Source organism: Stenotrophomonas sp. STEN014, from assembly GCF_056760315.1.
Window position 1 is genome coordinate 133,733 of record NZ_JBRREN010000010.1, and the last position, 14,864, is coordinate 148,596.

Below are 14,864 nucleotides of genomic sequence, written 5' to 3' on the forward strand. Positions count from 1 at the left end.
TTTGTCCGGCCCGAACGGCCGCCACGCCCGCAAATCCATGCAATACCGGGCAAAAATGTGATGTATCTGCTTTCTTGGCGAGGCGCATGTATTCTTGGGCATCTGCTGACCGCCCTCATGACATGTCACCCGAGCTGACCACCACGCTATCTCTTTGCCGAAACCTGCCCTCGCCGCCGGCCATTGCCCTGCGCATCATCGAGCTGGCGCAGGATCCGGAAACCGATATCGCCACGGCGGCAGACGTCATCGCCCTGGACGTTGCCCTGAGCGCGCGCATGATGCGCATCGCCAACTCGCCGCTGTATGCCAGCCGGCGCCGGATCGAGAATCTGGGCCAAGCACTGACCATGCTCGGACTCAATGCCACCTTGCAGCTTGCACTGGGCTTTTCACTGTCCCGCGCATTGCGCGAGGAAAGCCGCGAACCGCAACTGCTGGAGGCAACCTGGCGGCGCAGCATCCTCAGCGCCCTGGCCGCCCGCTTCCTCGGACTGGGCTGTGGCGTGCGCCGGATCGAAGAACTGATGCTGGCCGGCCTGCTGCAGGACGTCGGCATCCTTGCCCTGCTGCAGGCCCGTCCCGACAGCTACCCCAACCTGCTCGGCACGGCCAGCAGCAACGACGAACTACTTGCCCGCGAGCGCGCGGTACTGGACTGCAGTCACGCCGATATCGGCGCGCAGCTGTGCGAGCAATGGCACCTGCCACGCTACCTGGTCGAGGCCATCGCCCACAGCGAGCCGCCCGCCATCGCAACCGACCTTTTCGAACGCTGCGTCGCCCTTTCCGGATGCGTCGCCGAGATCTGGCTGAGTGATGACGCCGATGCCGCGCGCACCTATGCCCTGCAGCGGGTGTATGCCGAGCTGCAGATGGACAGCCCGCGCTTCGAGCAGGTACTACAGCAGGTCAGCCAGATGCTGCCGGACCTGAGCGCCCTGTTCGACACCCCGCCCCCGACTTCCGCCCGCGTGACCCAGCTGCTGGAACATGCCAGCGAACTGAAGGAACTGCGCAACCTGCGCGAGCTGCAGGACGCCTCCTCCGCACGCCGACGCGCCGACGACTTCGAAGCGCAGGCACGCCGTCTGGGCGAACAGGTCCACCTGGATGCGCTGACCGGGGTCCTGAACCGGCGCCAGCTTGAAACCGTACTGGAACAGGAGTTCGCCCGCGCCGCACAGCTCGACCGCCCCCTCTCCATCGCCTTCATCGACCTGGATGACTTCAAGAAAATCAATGACCTGCACGGCCATTTGATTGGCGACCAGGTCCTGCAGGTGTTTGCCGGACAACTGCAGGCACAACTGCGCAGCAGCGACACGATCGCCCGCTTCGGCGGCGAGGAGTTTGTGGTCATCTTCCCCGGCACCAGCGAGCAGCTGGCCGTGGAAGTGATCCGCCGGGTGCTGCTCAACATCGCGCACATCCCGATGATCGAGGTCGAAGGTGCTCCCGTGCATGTCACCTTCTCCGCCGGCGTGGCCGCCCATGGCGACTACGAACGGTTCGTCGATGTGCAGGAGCTGCTCAAGGCCGCCGACGACGTGCTGTACCGCTCCAAGACCCAAGGCCGCAACCGCGTCAACGCGCGGGCACCGGCGCCCTCCCCCACCGCCTGCTGAACCGGCAGGGGGCCATCTCCGGAATTTACGCCGCATTGCAACAACATCTCTGACTTGGAACCGCCGCTTCCGTTAGAATTCACGCGTTTTCCAGCCCTGTGAGACCGCCATGTCCAAGCTCGCCTACCACCGCATCCTTCTGAAACTTTCCGGGGAGGCGCTGATGGGAGATGAGGACTACGGCATCGACCCCAAGGTCATCAATCGCCTGGCACATGAGGTGATCGAGGCCCAGCAGGCCGGCGCGGAGATCGCACTGGTGGTCGGCGGCGGCAACATCTTCCGCGGCGCCGGCCTTGCCGCTGGCGGCATGGACCGCGTCACCGGCGATCACATGGGCATGCTGGCCACCGTGATCAACGCCCTGGCCATGCAGGACGCGCTGGAAAAGGCCGGCGGCAAGGCGCGCGTGATGAGTGCGATCAAGATCAACGACGTGTGCGAGGACTACATCCGCCGCCGCGCGATCCGCCACCTGGAAAAGGGCCGCCTGGTGATCTTCGCCGCCGGCACCGGCAACCCGTTCTTCACCACCGACTCCGGCGCTGCACTGCGCGCGATCGAGATCGGTGCCGACCTGCTGCTCAAAGCCACCAAGGTCGATGGCGTCTACGACAAGGACCCGAACAAGCACGCCGATGCCGTGCGCTACGACAGCCTGACCTACGACCGCGTGATCAGCCAGGGCCTGGAAGTGATGGACACGGCGGCGTTCGCACTGGCCCGCGACAGCGACCTGCCGATGCGGGTGTTCGACATGAGCCAGCCGGGCGAACTGTTGAAGATCCTGCACGGCGAGAACATCGGCACACTGGTCCACGGCCGCGACGCCCACTGACCTTCTCACAACCGGTTCCGGTCCGGTGGGTGCGGGGTTTCGCCTATAATCGACCGGTTCAAGAAACATCAAGGATTCGGCGATGATCAACGAAATCAAGCAAGATGCGCAGGCGCGCATGGCCAAGAGCATCGATGCTCTGCGCCACACCCTCACCACCATCCGCACCGGCCGCGCATCACCGGCCCTGCTTGAAGGCATCAAGGTCAAAGCCTACGGCACCGATACGCCACTGAACCAGGTGGCCAGCATCAGTGTGTCCGAAGGCCGTTCGCTGGTGATCACCCTGTTCGACAAGAACATGATCAAGGACGTGGAGAAAGCCATCTACGCCTCCGACATCGGCATCACCCCCACCACCATGGGCACGGTGATCCGCCTGAACCTGCCGCCGCTCACCGAAGAGCGCCGCCGGGAGCTGGCCAAATCGGTGGGCAAGGAAGGCGAGGAGACCAAGGTCGCCATCCGCAACATCCGCCGCGATGCCAACCAGGAAGTGGCCAAGCTGCTCAAGGACAAGACCATCACCGAAGATGACGACCGTCGTGCACAGGAAGACATCCAGAAGCTGACCGACAAGGCGATCAAGGACATCGACGAGGTGGTCAAACTCAAAGAACAGGAACTGATGGCGGTCTGACCCGTGCCATCCGTCCTGCCCAGCGGCACACCCGCAGCGCGTCTGCCCGGGCACATTGCCATCATCATGGATGGCAATGGGCGCTGGGCGCAGCAACGCCGGCGACCGCGCATGATCGGTCACCGCGCCGGCGCCCGCGCGGTTAACCGCACCATCGACTTCTGCCTTGAGAACGGCATCGGCGCCCTGACCCTGTTCGCGTTTTCCAGCGAGAACTGGGGCCGGCCGAAGGAAGAGGTCGATGCCCTGATGAAGCTGTTCCTCGGTGCACTGGATCGCGAGGTGGATGAACTCCATCGTCGCGGTGTCCGCGTGCGCTTCATCGGGGACCGGACCCGCTTTGGCAAGGGCATCCTCGAACGCATGGCGCGTTCGGAACAGCGCACGCTCGACAACACCGCGATGACCCTGACCATCGCCGCCAGCTATGGCGGACGCCAGGATATCGCCCACGCCGCACGCGCACTGGCCGAACAGGTTGTCGCCGGCACCCTCACCCTGGACCAGATCGACGAGCAGGCGCTTTCGCGGCATGTCGCACTGGCCGACCTGCCGCCGCCGGATCTGTTCATCCGCACGGGCGGCGACACCCGCATCAGCAATTTCCTGCTCTGGCAGCTGGCCTATACCGAACTGTGGTTTACCGACGTGCTGTGGCCGGACTTCGATGCTGACGTACTCCAGCAGGCGATGGACGACTATTGCCGCCGTGAACGGCGCTTTGGCCTGACCAGCGCGCAGATCACCGCCGCGGCAATGGAGACCGCAATCCCATGACCAAGACCCGAGTCATCGCCGCGCTGATCATGGCCCCGGTGGCCATCTGCGCGATCCTGCTGCTTCCCACCCAATGGCTGGCAGCTGCCGCGGCACTGGTGTTTCTGACCGGGCTGTGGGAATGGCTCAAGCTCACCCATGTCGACGGCCTGCCGCGCACGGTCCTGCTGGTGCTGAACCTGCTGCTGATGGTGCTGCTGGTGTGGGCCTCGGCCGGCAGCACGGTCCTGTTCCAGCTGGCCACGCTGGTCGGCGTCGGCTTCTGGCTGCTGGCACTGCTGTGGCTGCGGTTTTTCAACTTCGGCGCGCATGAGGAAAGCGGCTCGCGCACCCTCAAGCTGGCCGCCGCGACGCTGGCCATCATTCCGGCCTGGACTGCACTGGTGCTGATCCATGCCAGCGAGCCCAATGGCAACCGCTGGCTGCTGACCGCACTGGCAACCGTCTGGGCCGCCGATTCCGGCGCCTATTTCGCCGGCCGCACGTTCGGCAAGCACAAGCTCGCCCCACGCATCAGCCCGAACAAGACCATCGAGGGTCTGCTCGGCGGCCTGCTGGCAGGCCTGCTGGTGGCCGGCGTATTCGGCTGGATCGCCGGCGTGCAGGCTTCGCAGCTGGGCGGACTGATGCTCGTCGCCGCCATCGCCGTACTGGCATCGGTGCTGGGTGATCTGTTCGAAAGCCTGCTAAAGCGTCATGCCGGCGCCAAGGACTCGGGCAACGTGATCCCCGGCCACGGCGGCGTGCTGGACCGCATCGATGGCGTCCTCGCTGCCTTGCCGGTGTTCGCGCTGGGCAAGGAAATCTTCGGTTTCTGATATGTCCCCGACCTCTTTTCCGCGCCAGATCGCGATCCTCGGCGCCACCGGCTCGATCGGCAGCTCCGCGCTGGACGTCATCGCCCGGCATCCAAGGCAGCTACGCGCCAGCGTGCTGGCCGCCGGCAGCAATGTCGACGCCCTGATCGCGCTGTGCCGTACGCACCGCCCCGATCACGCCGCCATCGCCGATCCGGCGTTGTACGCGCGGCTGCGCGACGGACTGGCTGCCGCCGGCCTAACCACCGAGGCCCACGCCGGCGACGACGCCATTGATGCACTGGCGGCCGGCAACACCTGCGACACCGTGGTCGCGGCGATTGTCGGCGCCGCCGGCCTGTCCTCGACCCTGGCCGCCGCCCGGGCCGGCAAGCGCCTGCTGCTGGCCAACAAGGAGTCGCTGGTGCTGGCCGGCGAGCTGCTGACCCGCGAAGCCGCCGCTGCCGGGGCCGAGATCATCCCGATCGACAGCGAACACAACGCGATCTTCCAGTGCCTGCGCTCATGCGATGCACGCCTGGAAGCCGGTGTGCGCCGGATCATCCTCACCGCCTCCGGTGGCCCGTTCCGTGGCCGCAGCCGTGCCGAACTGGAAGGCGTCACCCCGGCCCAGGCCGTGGCCCATCCCAAGTGGTCGATGGGGCCGAAGATCTCGGTCGATTCGGCGACGTTGATGAACAAAGGCCTGGAAGTTATCGAGGCGCACCACCTGTTCAACATCCCGGGCGCGCGCATCGATGTGCTGGTGCACCCGCAAAGCCTGGTGCATTCACTGGTGGAATTCATCGACGGCTCCACCCTTGCCCAGCTCGGACTGCCGGATATGCGCACCACCCTGGCGGTCGGTCTGGGTTGGCCGCAGCGCATCGAATCGGGCGTCGCCGGGCTGGACCTGCTCAGCCAGGGCCGGCTCGATTTCGAGGCACCGGATCTGGACGCCTTCCCCTGCCTGCGCCTGGCCTGGCAGGCCATGGATGCCGGCGGCAGCGCCCCGGCCATCCTGAACGCGGCCAACGAGGTGGCGGTTTCAGCCTTTCTTCAGGGCCGTATAGGCTTCCTGTCGATTCCCGCGCTGGTGGAGCACGCCCTCTCCACCCTGCCATACGTGGCGGCCGATACACTGGACGCCCTGCTGGCCGCGGACGCGCAATCCCGCCAGATCACCGAAGCCGCCATCGCCCGCCTGCCGCATGTCTGAACCCACCTTCCAATCGAGTTCTGCCCATGGGTGATTTTCTCGGCTCCGTGTGGTGGATGATCGTCAGCCTGGGCCTGCTGGTCACGTTCCACGAGTTCGGTCATTACTGGGTAGCCCGCCGCTGTGGGGTGAAGGTGCTGCGCTTCTCGGTGGGCTTCGGCAAACCGCTGTGGAGCCGCCGCAACCGCAACGGTACCGAGTTCGCCATCGCCGCCATCCCGCTGGGCGGCTACGTGAAGATGCTGGACGAGCGCGAAGCCGAAGTGCCTGCCGGCGAGCGCGCGGTCGCCTTCAACAACAAGAGTGTGTGGCAGCGCATCGCCATCGTCGCTGCCGGTCCGGCCGCCAACCTGCTGCTGTGCATCGCCCTGCTGTGGGCGATGTTCGTGATCGGCAAGCAGGACTACTCGGCCACCATCGGCCGCAGCACCGGGATGGCCCAGCAGGCCGGCTTTACCGCCGGCGACCGTATCGTTGAAGTGGATGGCCGCGCGGTGGACACCTGGGCCGAAGCCAGCATGGCCTTCACCACCGCCGCGATGGACCGCCAGGATGCCCGCACCAGGGTCCGCGATGCCCTGGACAACGAGCGCACCCGGGTACTGCCGCTGTCGCAGCTGCCGGCGGATTTCGATGAGCGCAACGTCCCGGTGCAGGCAGGCTTCATCTGGCAATTCTGGCTGCAACCGGCCCTGGTGGAGTCGATCGTCGCCGATTCGGCTGCCAGTGGCGTGCTGCAACCCGGCGACCTGATCCTGGCCATCGACGGCCAGCGGGTGGAGAGCGCCGACCAGGTTGCCCCGCTGGTGCAACAACTGGGCGAGCGCGGCGGCGCCGGCATGCTCGACATCGAGCGCGCGGGCGAGCGCCTCGCCCTGGAGCTGACGCCGATCGCGGGCCAGGGCCAGGACGGCAAGCCGCGCTGGCTGATCGGTGTGGGCTTTGTCACCGGCCAGGCCCCCGCCTACGACGCCCGCCAGCAGTACGGCGTGTTGGCGGCAATCCCGGCGGCCCTGCGCGAAACCGGCAAGCTCGCCAGTGATTCGCTGGGGATGATGCGGCGGATGCTGACCGGCCATGCCTCGGTCAAGAACATTTCCGGGCCGATCACCATCGCCCGCGTGGCCAATGCCTCGGCCGAGCGCGGCGTGGACTGGTTCCTGTATTTCCTGGCCCTGCTGTCGCTGAGCCTGTGCATCATCAACCTGCTGCCAATCCCGATCTTGGACGGCGGCCACCTGCTGTATTACCTTATCGAGTTGGTCAAGGGCAGCCCGCTGAGCGAGCGCGCCATCGCCGCCGGCCAGTACATCGGTCTGGCGCTGCTGGCCGGGCTGATGGGTCTGGCGTTCTACAACGACATTCTCAGCCTGGTCCCGCGATGAACTTTTCCCTGCTGTCGTCGTCTTACGCCGGCACCCACGCAACATTGAAATCGACTCCAACCGGACGTGACATGACGCGACTTCCCAATCGCCGCCTGCTTGCCCTCGCCCTTGCTGCCGGTCTGGCCCTGCCCGCGCTTGCGCTGGCGGCCGAGCCCTTCACCGCCAGCGATATCCGCGTGGACGGCCTGCAGCGCATCTCCTCCGGTACGGTATTCACCTATCTGCCCATCGAGCGTGGCGACACGGTCGATGACGCCAAGGTCGGCGACACCATCCGCGCGCTGTACAAGACCGGCTTCTTCGAGGATGTGCAGCTGGACCGCCAGGGCGACATCCTGGTGGTCACGGTCAAGGAGCGCCCGGCGATCAACAAGTTGACCGTCACCGGCAACAAGGACATCAAGAGCGAGCAGCTGCTCAAGGGTCTGAGCGACATCGGCCTGAGCGAAGGCGGCACCTTTGACCGTTTGAGCCTGGACCGGGTGACGCAGGAATTGCGCCGCCAGTACAACGACCGTGGCAAATACAACGTCGAGATCACCCCGACGGTGAGCCCGCTGGACCGCAACCGCGTCGATGTCGCCATCGCCGTCAAGGAAGGCAAGGCGGCCAAGATCCAGCACGTGAACCTGGTGGGCACCGAGAAGTTCCCCGCCGAGGACATCCTCGACACCTGGGAATCGAAGGAGCACAACTGGGCCTCGTGGTACCGCCGCGATGACCAGTACTCCAAGGAAAAACTGTCCGGCGACTTGGAGAAGCTCAACTCCTGGTATCTGGACCGCGGCTATGTCGATTTCAGCATCGATTCCACCCAGGTCTCGATCAGCCCCGACAAGCGCGACATGTTCATCACCGCCGGCGTGACCGAGGGTGAGCAGTACAAGATTTCCGAAATCAAGGTCACCGGCGACACCATTCTTCCGCAGGAAGATGTGGAACGCATGGTGATCCAGAAGAGCGGCGACACGTTCTCGCGCGCCCTGCTGGAAATCAGCGCTGATGCAATCACCAACAGCCTGTCCAACATCGGTTACGCCTTCGCCAAGGTGAACCCGATCCCGACCAGCAACCGTGCCGACCGCACCGTCGCGGTGAACATGCAGGTGGTGCCGGGCCCGCGCGTGGCCGTGCGCCGTATCGTGTTCAAGGGCAATTCGCGTACCGCCGATGAAGTGTTGCGCCGCGAAATGCGCCAGTTCGAGAACAGCTGGTACTCGCAGGCGGCAATCGACCGCTCCAAGATCCGTCTGCAGCGTCTGGGCTACTTCGAGTCGGTCGATGTCGAATCCAGCCCGGTCACCGGCAGCAACGACCAGGTGGACGTGGTCTACAACGTCAAGGAAACCACTTCCGGCAGCTTCGTATTCGGCCTGGGCTATTCGCAGTCCTATGGCATGACCACCTCGATCCAGCTGTCGCAGAACAACTTCCTGGGCGGCGGCAACCGTGTGTCGGTCGACGCCTCGCGCAGCAGCTACCTGCAGCGCTACGGCTTCTCCTACACCAACCCGTACTTCACCGATGACGGCGTCTCGCTGGGCTACAACCTGTCCTGGCGCGAGCTGGACTATTCGGACTTCAACACCGCCCAGTACAACAGCACCAACGGTGCCGCGCAGGTGGTGTTCGGCGTGCCGATCACCGAGAACGACGCGTTCTCGCTGATGTTCGGCATCGACAGCAACCAGATCACCACCTACCAGGGCTACACCCCGCAGGTGATCATCGACTACATCGATGCGGTCGGCACGCGCACCTTCCACTCCTGGCGCAGCGAGCTGGGCTGGGCCCGTGATACCCGCAACGACTATTTCATGCCGACCCGCGGCACCTACCAGCGTCTGGGCCTGGAGGCCACGCTGCCGGGCTCGACCGTGGAGTACTACAAGCTCAGCTACCAGTTCTCCAAGTACTGGCCGATCATGCCGTCGCTGGTCATCAATACGCGTCTGGAGCTGGGCTACGGCGATTCCTACGGCAGCGACAAGGTCCGCGACATCTGCTGGAACGATATCCCGGCGGTCCCCGGCACCCCCGCCAATGGCGACACGCCGGCCGTGCCGGGTACCCCGGGCTATTCGCAGGTGGTGGACTGCGCCACCAACCCCACCGCCAACTACCGCCAGATCAAGGCATCCGGCCTGCCGTTCTTCGAGAACTTCTACGCGGGCGGCACCAACTCGGTGCGTGGCTTCGAGGACAACACCCTGGGCCCGCGCTCGGAACCCATTGGCGGCTACTACAACGGCCAGCCGCTGGGTGGCTCGGTGAAGACGGTCGGCTCGATCGAAGCCTATTTCCCGAAGCTGTTCGACAGCCCGTCGGCGCGCGTTTCCGCGTTCCTGGACGTGGGCAACGTCTATGCCGGCACCAGCAACTTCAAGGCCAACGAGCTGCGTGCCTCGGCCGGTGTCGCCCTGCTGTGGCGCGCTCCGGTCGGCCCGATCTCGATCAGCTACGCGTTCCCGCTGAAGAAGGAAGAAGGCGACGAAATCGAGCGTTTGCAGTTCACCTTCGGTGGCCAGTTCTGATTTCCGCCTGACCATTCCATGCACCACCTGCATCAGACAAGGCCCGGGCAACCGGGCCTTGTCATGACCGCTGGCCCCTCTGGCGCTAAACTGCCGCAGTGAATATGCCTACCTATACCGCACAGGAACTTGCCGAACGCTTTGCTCTGCAGGTGCAGGGCGATGCGACCGCCAGCATCCACGGCGTCGCCACCCTCGCCCATGCCGGCGCCGGCCAGCTCACCTTTCTGGCCAATCCGCGCTACCGGCCGCAGCTGGCTGACAGCCAGGCTTCGATCGTCGTGCTCCGTGCCGACGATGCCGCAGCCGCGCCCGGCACCACCCTGATCGCCAAAGATCCGTACACCGCCTTCGCCAAGATCGGCGCGTTGTTCGAGACCGTGCCGCTGCGCGAGCCCGGCATCCACCCCAGTGCAGTCATCGATCCCAGCGCCCAGGTGGCGGCCAGCGCCCATATCGGTCCGCACGTATACATTGGCGCGCGCAGCGTGATCGGTGAAAGCTGCATCATCGGCCCCGGCAGCGTGATCGGTGACGACTGCCAGCTCGAGGCCGGTTGCGAACTGCTGGCCCGCGTCAGCCTGGTAGCCCGGGTCAAGCTGGGCAAGCGCGTGCGTATCCACCCGGGTGCCGTGCTCGGTGCCGAAGGCTTCGGCCTGGCGATGGACGGCGGCCACTGGATCAAGGTGCCGCAGCTGGGCGGCGTGCGCATCGGCGACGACTGCGAGATCGGCGCCAACACCTGCATCGACCGTGGCGCGCTGGAAGACACCGTGCTCGACGAGGACGTGCGCGTGGACAACCTGGTGCAGATCGCCCACAACGTGCAGATCGGTGCGCACAGCGCCATCGCCGGCTCCACCGGTATCGCCGGCAGCGCCAAGATCGGCCGCTACTGCCTGCTGGGCGGCTCGGTCGGCGTGGTCGGACATCTGGAAATCTGCGACCACGTCACCATCACCGGCCGATCGGTGGTGCGCAACTCCATTACCGAACCGGGTGAATACTCATCCGGCACCCCATTGACCGACAACCGCACGTGGCGCAAAAACGCCGCGCGCTTCAAGCAGCTCGATGCGCTGGCAAGGCGCATCCTGGCTGTGAGCAAGGAGAAGGAATGAACGCAAGTCCGCAGCTGCCCATCGACGTCACCACGATCCAGACGTTGATCCCGCACCGCTATCCATTCCTGCTGGTCGACAAAGTCGTCGAGCTCGATATCGAAGGCAAGCGCATCGTCGCGCACAAGAACGTCACCATCAACGAGCCGTTCTTCCAGGGGCATTTCCCGACCCAGCCGATCATGCCGGGCGTGCTGATCATCGAGGCGCTGGCCCAGGCCGGCGGCGTGCTGACCCAGCTCAGCCTCGGCCGTGATGCGCAGTCCAAGCTGTTCTACCTGGTCAAGGTGGACAACGTGCGCTTCATGAAGCAGGTGGTGCCGGGCGATGTGCTGGAGCTGCACGTGCAGGTCAAGCGGGTGATCCGCAACATGGCCGTGTACTACGGCGAAGCCAAGGTGGACGGCGAAGTCGTCGCCCATGCCGAAGTGCTGTGCGCCGGCACCCGCGACTGATTCCCGGAGCCGACGTATGAACAACAGCGCCCCGCTGATCCACCCGACCGCAGTCATCGACCCGGCGGCGGTGCTTGCCGCCGATGTCCGCGTGGGCGCTTTCACCCTGATCGGGGCCGAGGTTGAAATCGGCGCCGGCACGGTGGTGGGCCCGCATTGCAGCATCCACGGTCCGACCCGGATCGGCCGCGACAACCACTTCATCGGCCATGCCGCCATCGGCGGCGAGCCACAGGACAAGAAGTTCGGCGGCGAACGCACCGAACTGGTGATCGGTGACCGCAACGTGATCCGCGAGTTCGTCACCATCAACCGCGGAACCGGCGGCGGCGGTGGCATCACCACCGTCGGCAACGACAACTGGCTGCTGGCCTATGTGCACGTCGCCCACGACTGCCATGTCGGCAACCACTGCGTGTTCTCCAACAACACCACGCTGGCCGGGCATGTCACCGTCGGCAACTGGGTGATCATCAGCGGCTTCGCCGGCGCGCACCAGTTCTGCCGCATCGGCGATCACGCGTTTCTCGGCATGGGCGCCCTGGTGGGCGGCGACGTACCACCATTCACCATGGTCGGCACCGACACCCACGGCCGTCCCCGCGGCATCAACAGCGAAGGCCTCAAGCGCCGCGGCTTCGATGCCGAGCGGATCGCCGCGATCAAGCGTGCCTACCGCACCCTGTACGTGGCGGGGTTGCCGCTGGCCGAAGCCAAGCAGCAGCTGGCCGAGCAGGCCCGTGACAATGCCGACGTGAAGGACCTGCTGGACTTCATCGAACACACCGACCGTCCGCTGCTGCGATGACCGGACGCCTGGATCGCTTGCCGGACACCGCCGGACGCGCGCTTCGCATCGCGCTCGTCGCCGGTGAAGCGTCCGGCGACGGACTCGGTGCGGGTTTGATCGATCAACTGCGCCAGCGCTATCCCGATGCCGAATTTGCCGGCATCGGCGGCGATGCGATGCGCAAAGCCGGCTGTCAGACCTGGTTTGACGCCAGTGAGCTGGCGCTGATGGGGCTGGCCGAGATCCTGCGCCATCTGCCGCGGCTGCTGAAGCTGCGCAGGCAGTTCCGCCAGCGCGTGCTCGACTGGCAACCGGATGTCTTCATCGGCATTGATGCGCCGGATTTCAATCTGGGCGTGGAAAAGTGGCTCAAGCAGCGCGGTATTCCTACCGTGCATTACGTCAGCCCCTCGGTCTGGGCCTGGCGTGAGAAACGCGCCGAGAAGATCGGCGCCAGCGCCGACCTGGTGTTGTGCCTGTTTCCGATGGAACCACCGATCTACGCGCGCCATGGCATCGACGCGCGCTTCGTCGGCCACCCCATGGCCGACGAGATTCCGCTGGAAAGCGACCGCGAGCAGGCCCGCGCGGCGCTGGCCATTCCCGCGCAGGTGCCGGTGCTGGCGGTGCTGCCGGGCAGCCGGCTGGGTGAAGTCAGTCGCCTCGGTCCGCCGTTCTTCGAGGCCGCCTGGCAGCTGTGCGAGAAGAGGCGCGACCTGCACATCGTGGTGCCGGCCGCCAACGCCCACTGCAAGGCGCTGCTGGTCGAGCAGATCCGTGCCGCCGCCCTTCCCAGCGCGCGTGTGCATCTGCTTGATGGTCGCGCCCGCGAGGCGATGACCGCCGCCGATGTGGTGATGCTGGCGTCGGGCACCGCAACGCTGGAAACCATGCTGGTCAAGCGGCCAATGGTGGTCGGCTACCGCGTGGCGGAGCTCACCTACCGCATCGTCAGCGCACTGGGGCTGCTCAAGGTCAACCGTTATGCGCTGCCGAATGTGCTGGCCGGCAAGGATCTGGCGCCGGAACTGATGCAGCACGACTGCACCCCGGACAAGCTCGCTGCCGCGGTGACGCAGTGGTTCGAGCATCCGCAGGGCGTGAGCGGTCTGCAGGACGACTACCTGCGCCTACACCAGGAACTGCGCCAGGACGCCTCGGCCCGCGCGGCCGATGCGGTTGTGGGCCTGTTGCAGAAGCCGGCCGCCGCCCAGCCATGACCGCCCGCCGCACCCGCATCCGCGCCGCAGAGATGTCACTGTCGCTGTTCGACGATGCCGCCGTGGGCGCACATCCGGCCCCGCGCCTGATCGCCGGGGTGGATGAAGCCGGGCGCGGTCCGCTGGCCGGACCGGTGGCCGTGGCAGCGGTGGTGTTCGATCCGGATCTGCCACGCATCAACGGTCTGGATGATTCCAAGGCGCTGACCGCGCTGCGCCGCGAGCAGCTGTTTGATCGCATCATCGAACGCGCCCTGGCCCACGCCGTCATCATGGTCGACGTGGCCGAGATCGACAGCCTGAACATCTTCCAGGCCACCATGCAGGGCATGCGCCAGGCGGTGGAAGGCGTGGCACATGTCGCCCAGTTCGCGCGCATCGACGGCAACAAGATTCCCCAGGGCCTGCCCTGCCCGGCCGAGGCGCTGGTCGGCGGCGACGCCATCGACCGCAGCATCATGGCCGCCTCGATCCTGGCCAAGGTCAGCCGCGACCGCTACATGCGGGATCTGCACCTGCAGTTCCCCGAATACGGCTTCGAGCAGCACAAGGGCTACGGCACGCCCGCGCACATGGCCGCACTGCGGGCCCATGGCCCGTGCCCGCAGCATCGTCGCAGTTTCGCCCCGGTCCGCGCCTGCCTGCAGCCGGCCTGAACCCGGCCGCAGCGTTCAGCGCGGCACGATCTTGATTCCCGGATCGATGCGGGAAACGCCAATACGCGCGTCGTAGGGGATCTCGCTGGTGCTCGTCACCGGCTTGGCGGTGATCAGCACTTCCTGGCGGTTGCCGACGGGCCTGGAGAGGAACTGCGTCGCCGCGGTACCACCTGGCGCTTCGGCGAAGGTGAGTTCGAACGACTCCTGCGCATCAGCCGATTTGCGCCACACCACCTGGGTGCCGCTGCGGACCACACACAGCTCCGGCGTGACGACCGGTCCGGCCACGCCCGGTGCCACATCGACATAGACCAGCTTGACCGCCCGTGGCGGCAACTGGTCCGTGCACAGCGGCGGCTCGCGCGTTTGCGCCGGCGATGTCTGCTGCATGGCCCAGGCCGCGGCGCTGCCCATGACCACTCCGTACACCCACGTTCTGCTACGCATGACGACCACTCCTGGATGGGGTCCGCCGCCACGGACAGGGGAAAAGCAGCCCCCTTATTGCCGGTGCGCGGCCCCGCCGGCCGCGGCGAAACGCTGCAACGACAGCAGTGCATCGATCCGCTGTTGCGGAACGCCCTCCTTCAGCGCGCTGGCGACGCAACTGCGGGCACCTTGCCGATCATCGAGCAGGGTCAGCGTCTGCGCACACCACAGCGCGACCTCGGCCGGCTGGGTGCCCAGTTTGCGCGCCCCCAGCACGTGCAGCCGCCCCCCTGGCCCCAACCCCCCAAATGCGCCAAAACAAGACACACAAGCCACCCCCTAACCCAACGACCCCCCCCCCGAGACAAA

General features: G+C 66.0%; 15 protein-coding genes. 13 read left to right on the forward strand and 2 right to left on the reverse strand.

The window, feature by feature from the left end:
- Positions 1 to 122 precede the first annotated feature (122 nt).
- From ACVOMC_RS13840 to ACVOMC_RS13900, 13 genes are all read left to right on the forward strand, one after another.
- Positions 123 to 1,628, forward strand: coding sequence for an HDOD domain-containing protein (locus tag ACVOMC_RS13840; RefSeq protein ID WP_481524403.1), 1,506 nt, complete (start codon positions 123 to 125; stop codon positions 1,626 to 1,628).
- Between the two features lie 109 nt (positions 1,629 to 1,737).
- On the forward strand, positions 1,738 to 2,466 hold the full coding sequence (gene pyrH / locus ACVOMC_RS13845; protein WP_057505795.1) for a UMP kinase: 729 nt from the start codon (positions 1,738 to 1,740) through the stop codon (positions 2,464 to 2,466).
- An 82-nt stretch (positions 2,467 to 2,548) separates the two neighbouring features.
- Positions 2,549 to 3,106 carry a ribosome recycling factor gene (frr, locus tag ACVOMC_RS13850; protein ID WP_054657163.1) on the forward strand — a complete coding sequence of 186 codons (558 nt, stop codon included), beginning with the start codon at positions 2,549 to 2,551 and terminating at the stop codon, positions 3,104 to 3,106.
- 3 nt (positions 3,107 to 3,109) lie between these two features.
- Entirely contained in the window at positions 3,110 to 3,883 is a 774-nt protein-coding gene (gene uppS, locus ACVOMC_RS13855; protein ID WP_481524404.1) for a polyprenyl diphosphate synthase, read from the forward strand.
- The gene (locus ACVOMC_RS13860) at positions 3,880 to 4,701 is read left to right on the forward strand and encodes a phosphatidate cytidylyltransferase (RefSeq protein WP_481524405.1); all 822 of its coding nucleotides are present in this window, start codon (positions 3,880 to 3,882) and stop codon (positions 4,699 to 4,701) included. Before uppS ends, ACVOMC_RS13860 begins: the two co-directional genes overlap by 4 nt.
- A 1-nt stretch (position 4,702) precedes the next feature.
- On the forward strand, positions 4,703 to 5,899 hold the full coding sequence (locus ACVOMC_RS13865) for a 1-deoxy-D-xylulose-5-phosphate reductoisomerase (RefSeq protein ID WP_481524406.1): 1,197 nt from the start codon (positions 4,703 to 4,705) through the stop codon (positions 5,897 to 5,899).
- Positions 5,900 to 5,925: 26 nt separating this feature from the next.
- Positions 5,926 to 7,284 carry an RIP metalloprotease RseP gene (rseP, locus tag ACVOMC_RS13870; RefSeq protein WP_481524407.1) on the forward strand — a complete coding sequence of 453 codons (1,359 nt, stop codon included), beginning with the start codon at positions 5,926 to 5,928 and terminating at the stop codon, positions 7,282 to 7,284.
- Positions 7,285 to 7,355: 71 nt separating this feature from the next.
- Positions 7,356 to 9,821, forward strand: coding sequence for an outer membrane protein assembly factor BamA (gene bamA, locus ACVOMC_RS13875; RefSeq protein WP_481524408.1), 2,466 nt, complete (start codon positions 7,356 to 7,358; stop codon positions 9,819 to 9,821).
- Positions 9,822 to 9,925: 104 nt separating this feature from the next.
- Positions 9,926 to 10,942, forward strand: a complete 1,017-nt coding sequence (gene lpxD, locus ACVOMC_RS13880; protein ID WP_481524409.1) for a UDP-3-O-(3-hydroxymyristoyl)glucosamine N-acyltransferase — start codon at positions 9,926 to 9,928, stop codon at positions 10,940 to 10,942.
- Positions 10,939 to 11,397, forward strand: coding sequence for a 3-hydroxyacyl-ACP dehydratase FabZ (gene fabZ, locus ACVOMC_RS13885; RefSeq protein ID WP_054658737.1), 459 nt, complete (start codon positions 10,939 to 10,941; stop codon positions 11,395 to 11,397). Before lpxD ends, fabZ begins: the two co-directional genes overlap by 4 nt.
- Before the next feature lie 16 nt (positions 11,398 to 11,413).
- Entirely contained in the window at positions 11,414 to 12,205 is a 792-nt protein-coding gene (gene lpxA, locus ACVOMC_RS13890) for an acyl-ACP--UDP-N-acetylglucosamine O-acyltransferase (protein ID WP_481524410.1), read from the forward strand.
- Positions 12,202 to 13,407 carry a lipid-A-disaccharide synthase gene (gene lpxB / locus ACVOMC_RS13895; protein WP_481524411.1) on the forward strand — a complete coding sequence of 402 codons (1,206 nt, stop codon included), beginning with the start codon at positions 12,202 to 12,204 and terminating at the stop codon, positions 13,405 to 13,407. Before lpxA ends, lpxB begins: the two co-directional genes overlap by 4 nt.
- Positions 13,408 to 13,439: 32 nt before the next feature.
- The gene (locus ACVOMC_RS13900) at positions 13,440 to 14,063 is read left to right on the forward strand and encodes a ribonuclease HII (RefSeq protein ID WP_481524420.1); all 624 of its coding nucleotides are present in this window, start codon (positions 13,440 to 13,442) and stop codon (positions 14,061 to 14,063) included.
- A 15-nt stretch (positions 14,064 to 14,078) separates the two neighbouring features.
- Here the strand turns inward: ACVOMC_RS13900 and ACVOMC_RS13905 are convergent, their stop codons facing one another.
- Together ACVOMC_RS13905 and ACVOMC_RS13910 are read right to left on the reverse strand one after the other, a co-directional pair.
- Positions 14,079 to 14,513, reverse strand: coding sequence for a hypothetical protein (locus ACVOMC_RS13905; protein ID WP_145974275.1), 435 nt, complete (start codon positions 14,511 to 14,513; stop codon positions 14,079 to 14,081).
- Positions 14,514 to 14,567: 54 nt separating this feature from the next.
- Positions 14,568 to 14,771 (reverse strand): hypothetical protein, encoded by a 204-nt coding sequence (locus ACVOMC_RS13910; protein WP_481524412.1) that lies wholly within the window; start codon positions 14,769 to 14,771, stop codon positions 14,568 to 14,570.
- Between the last annotated feature and the right edge of the window lie 93 nt (positions 14,772 to 14,864).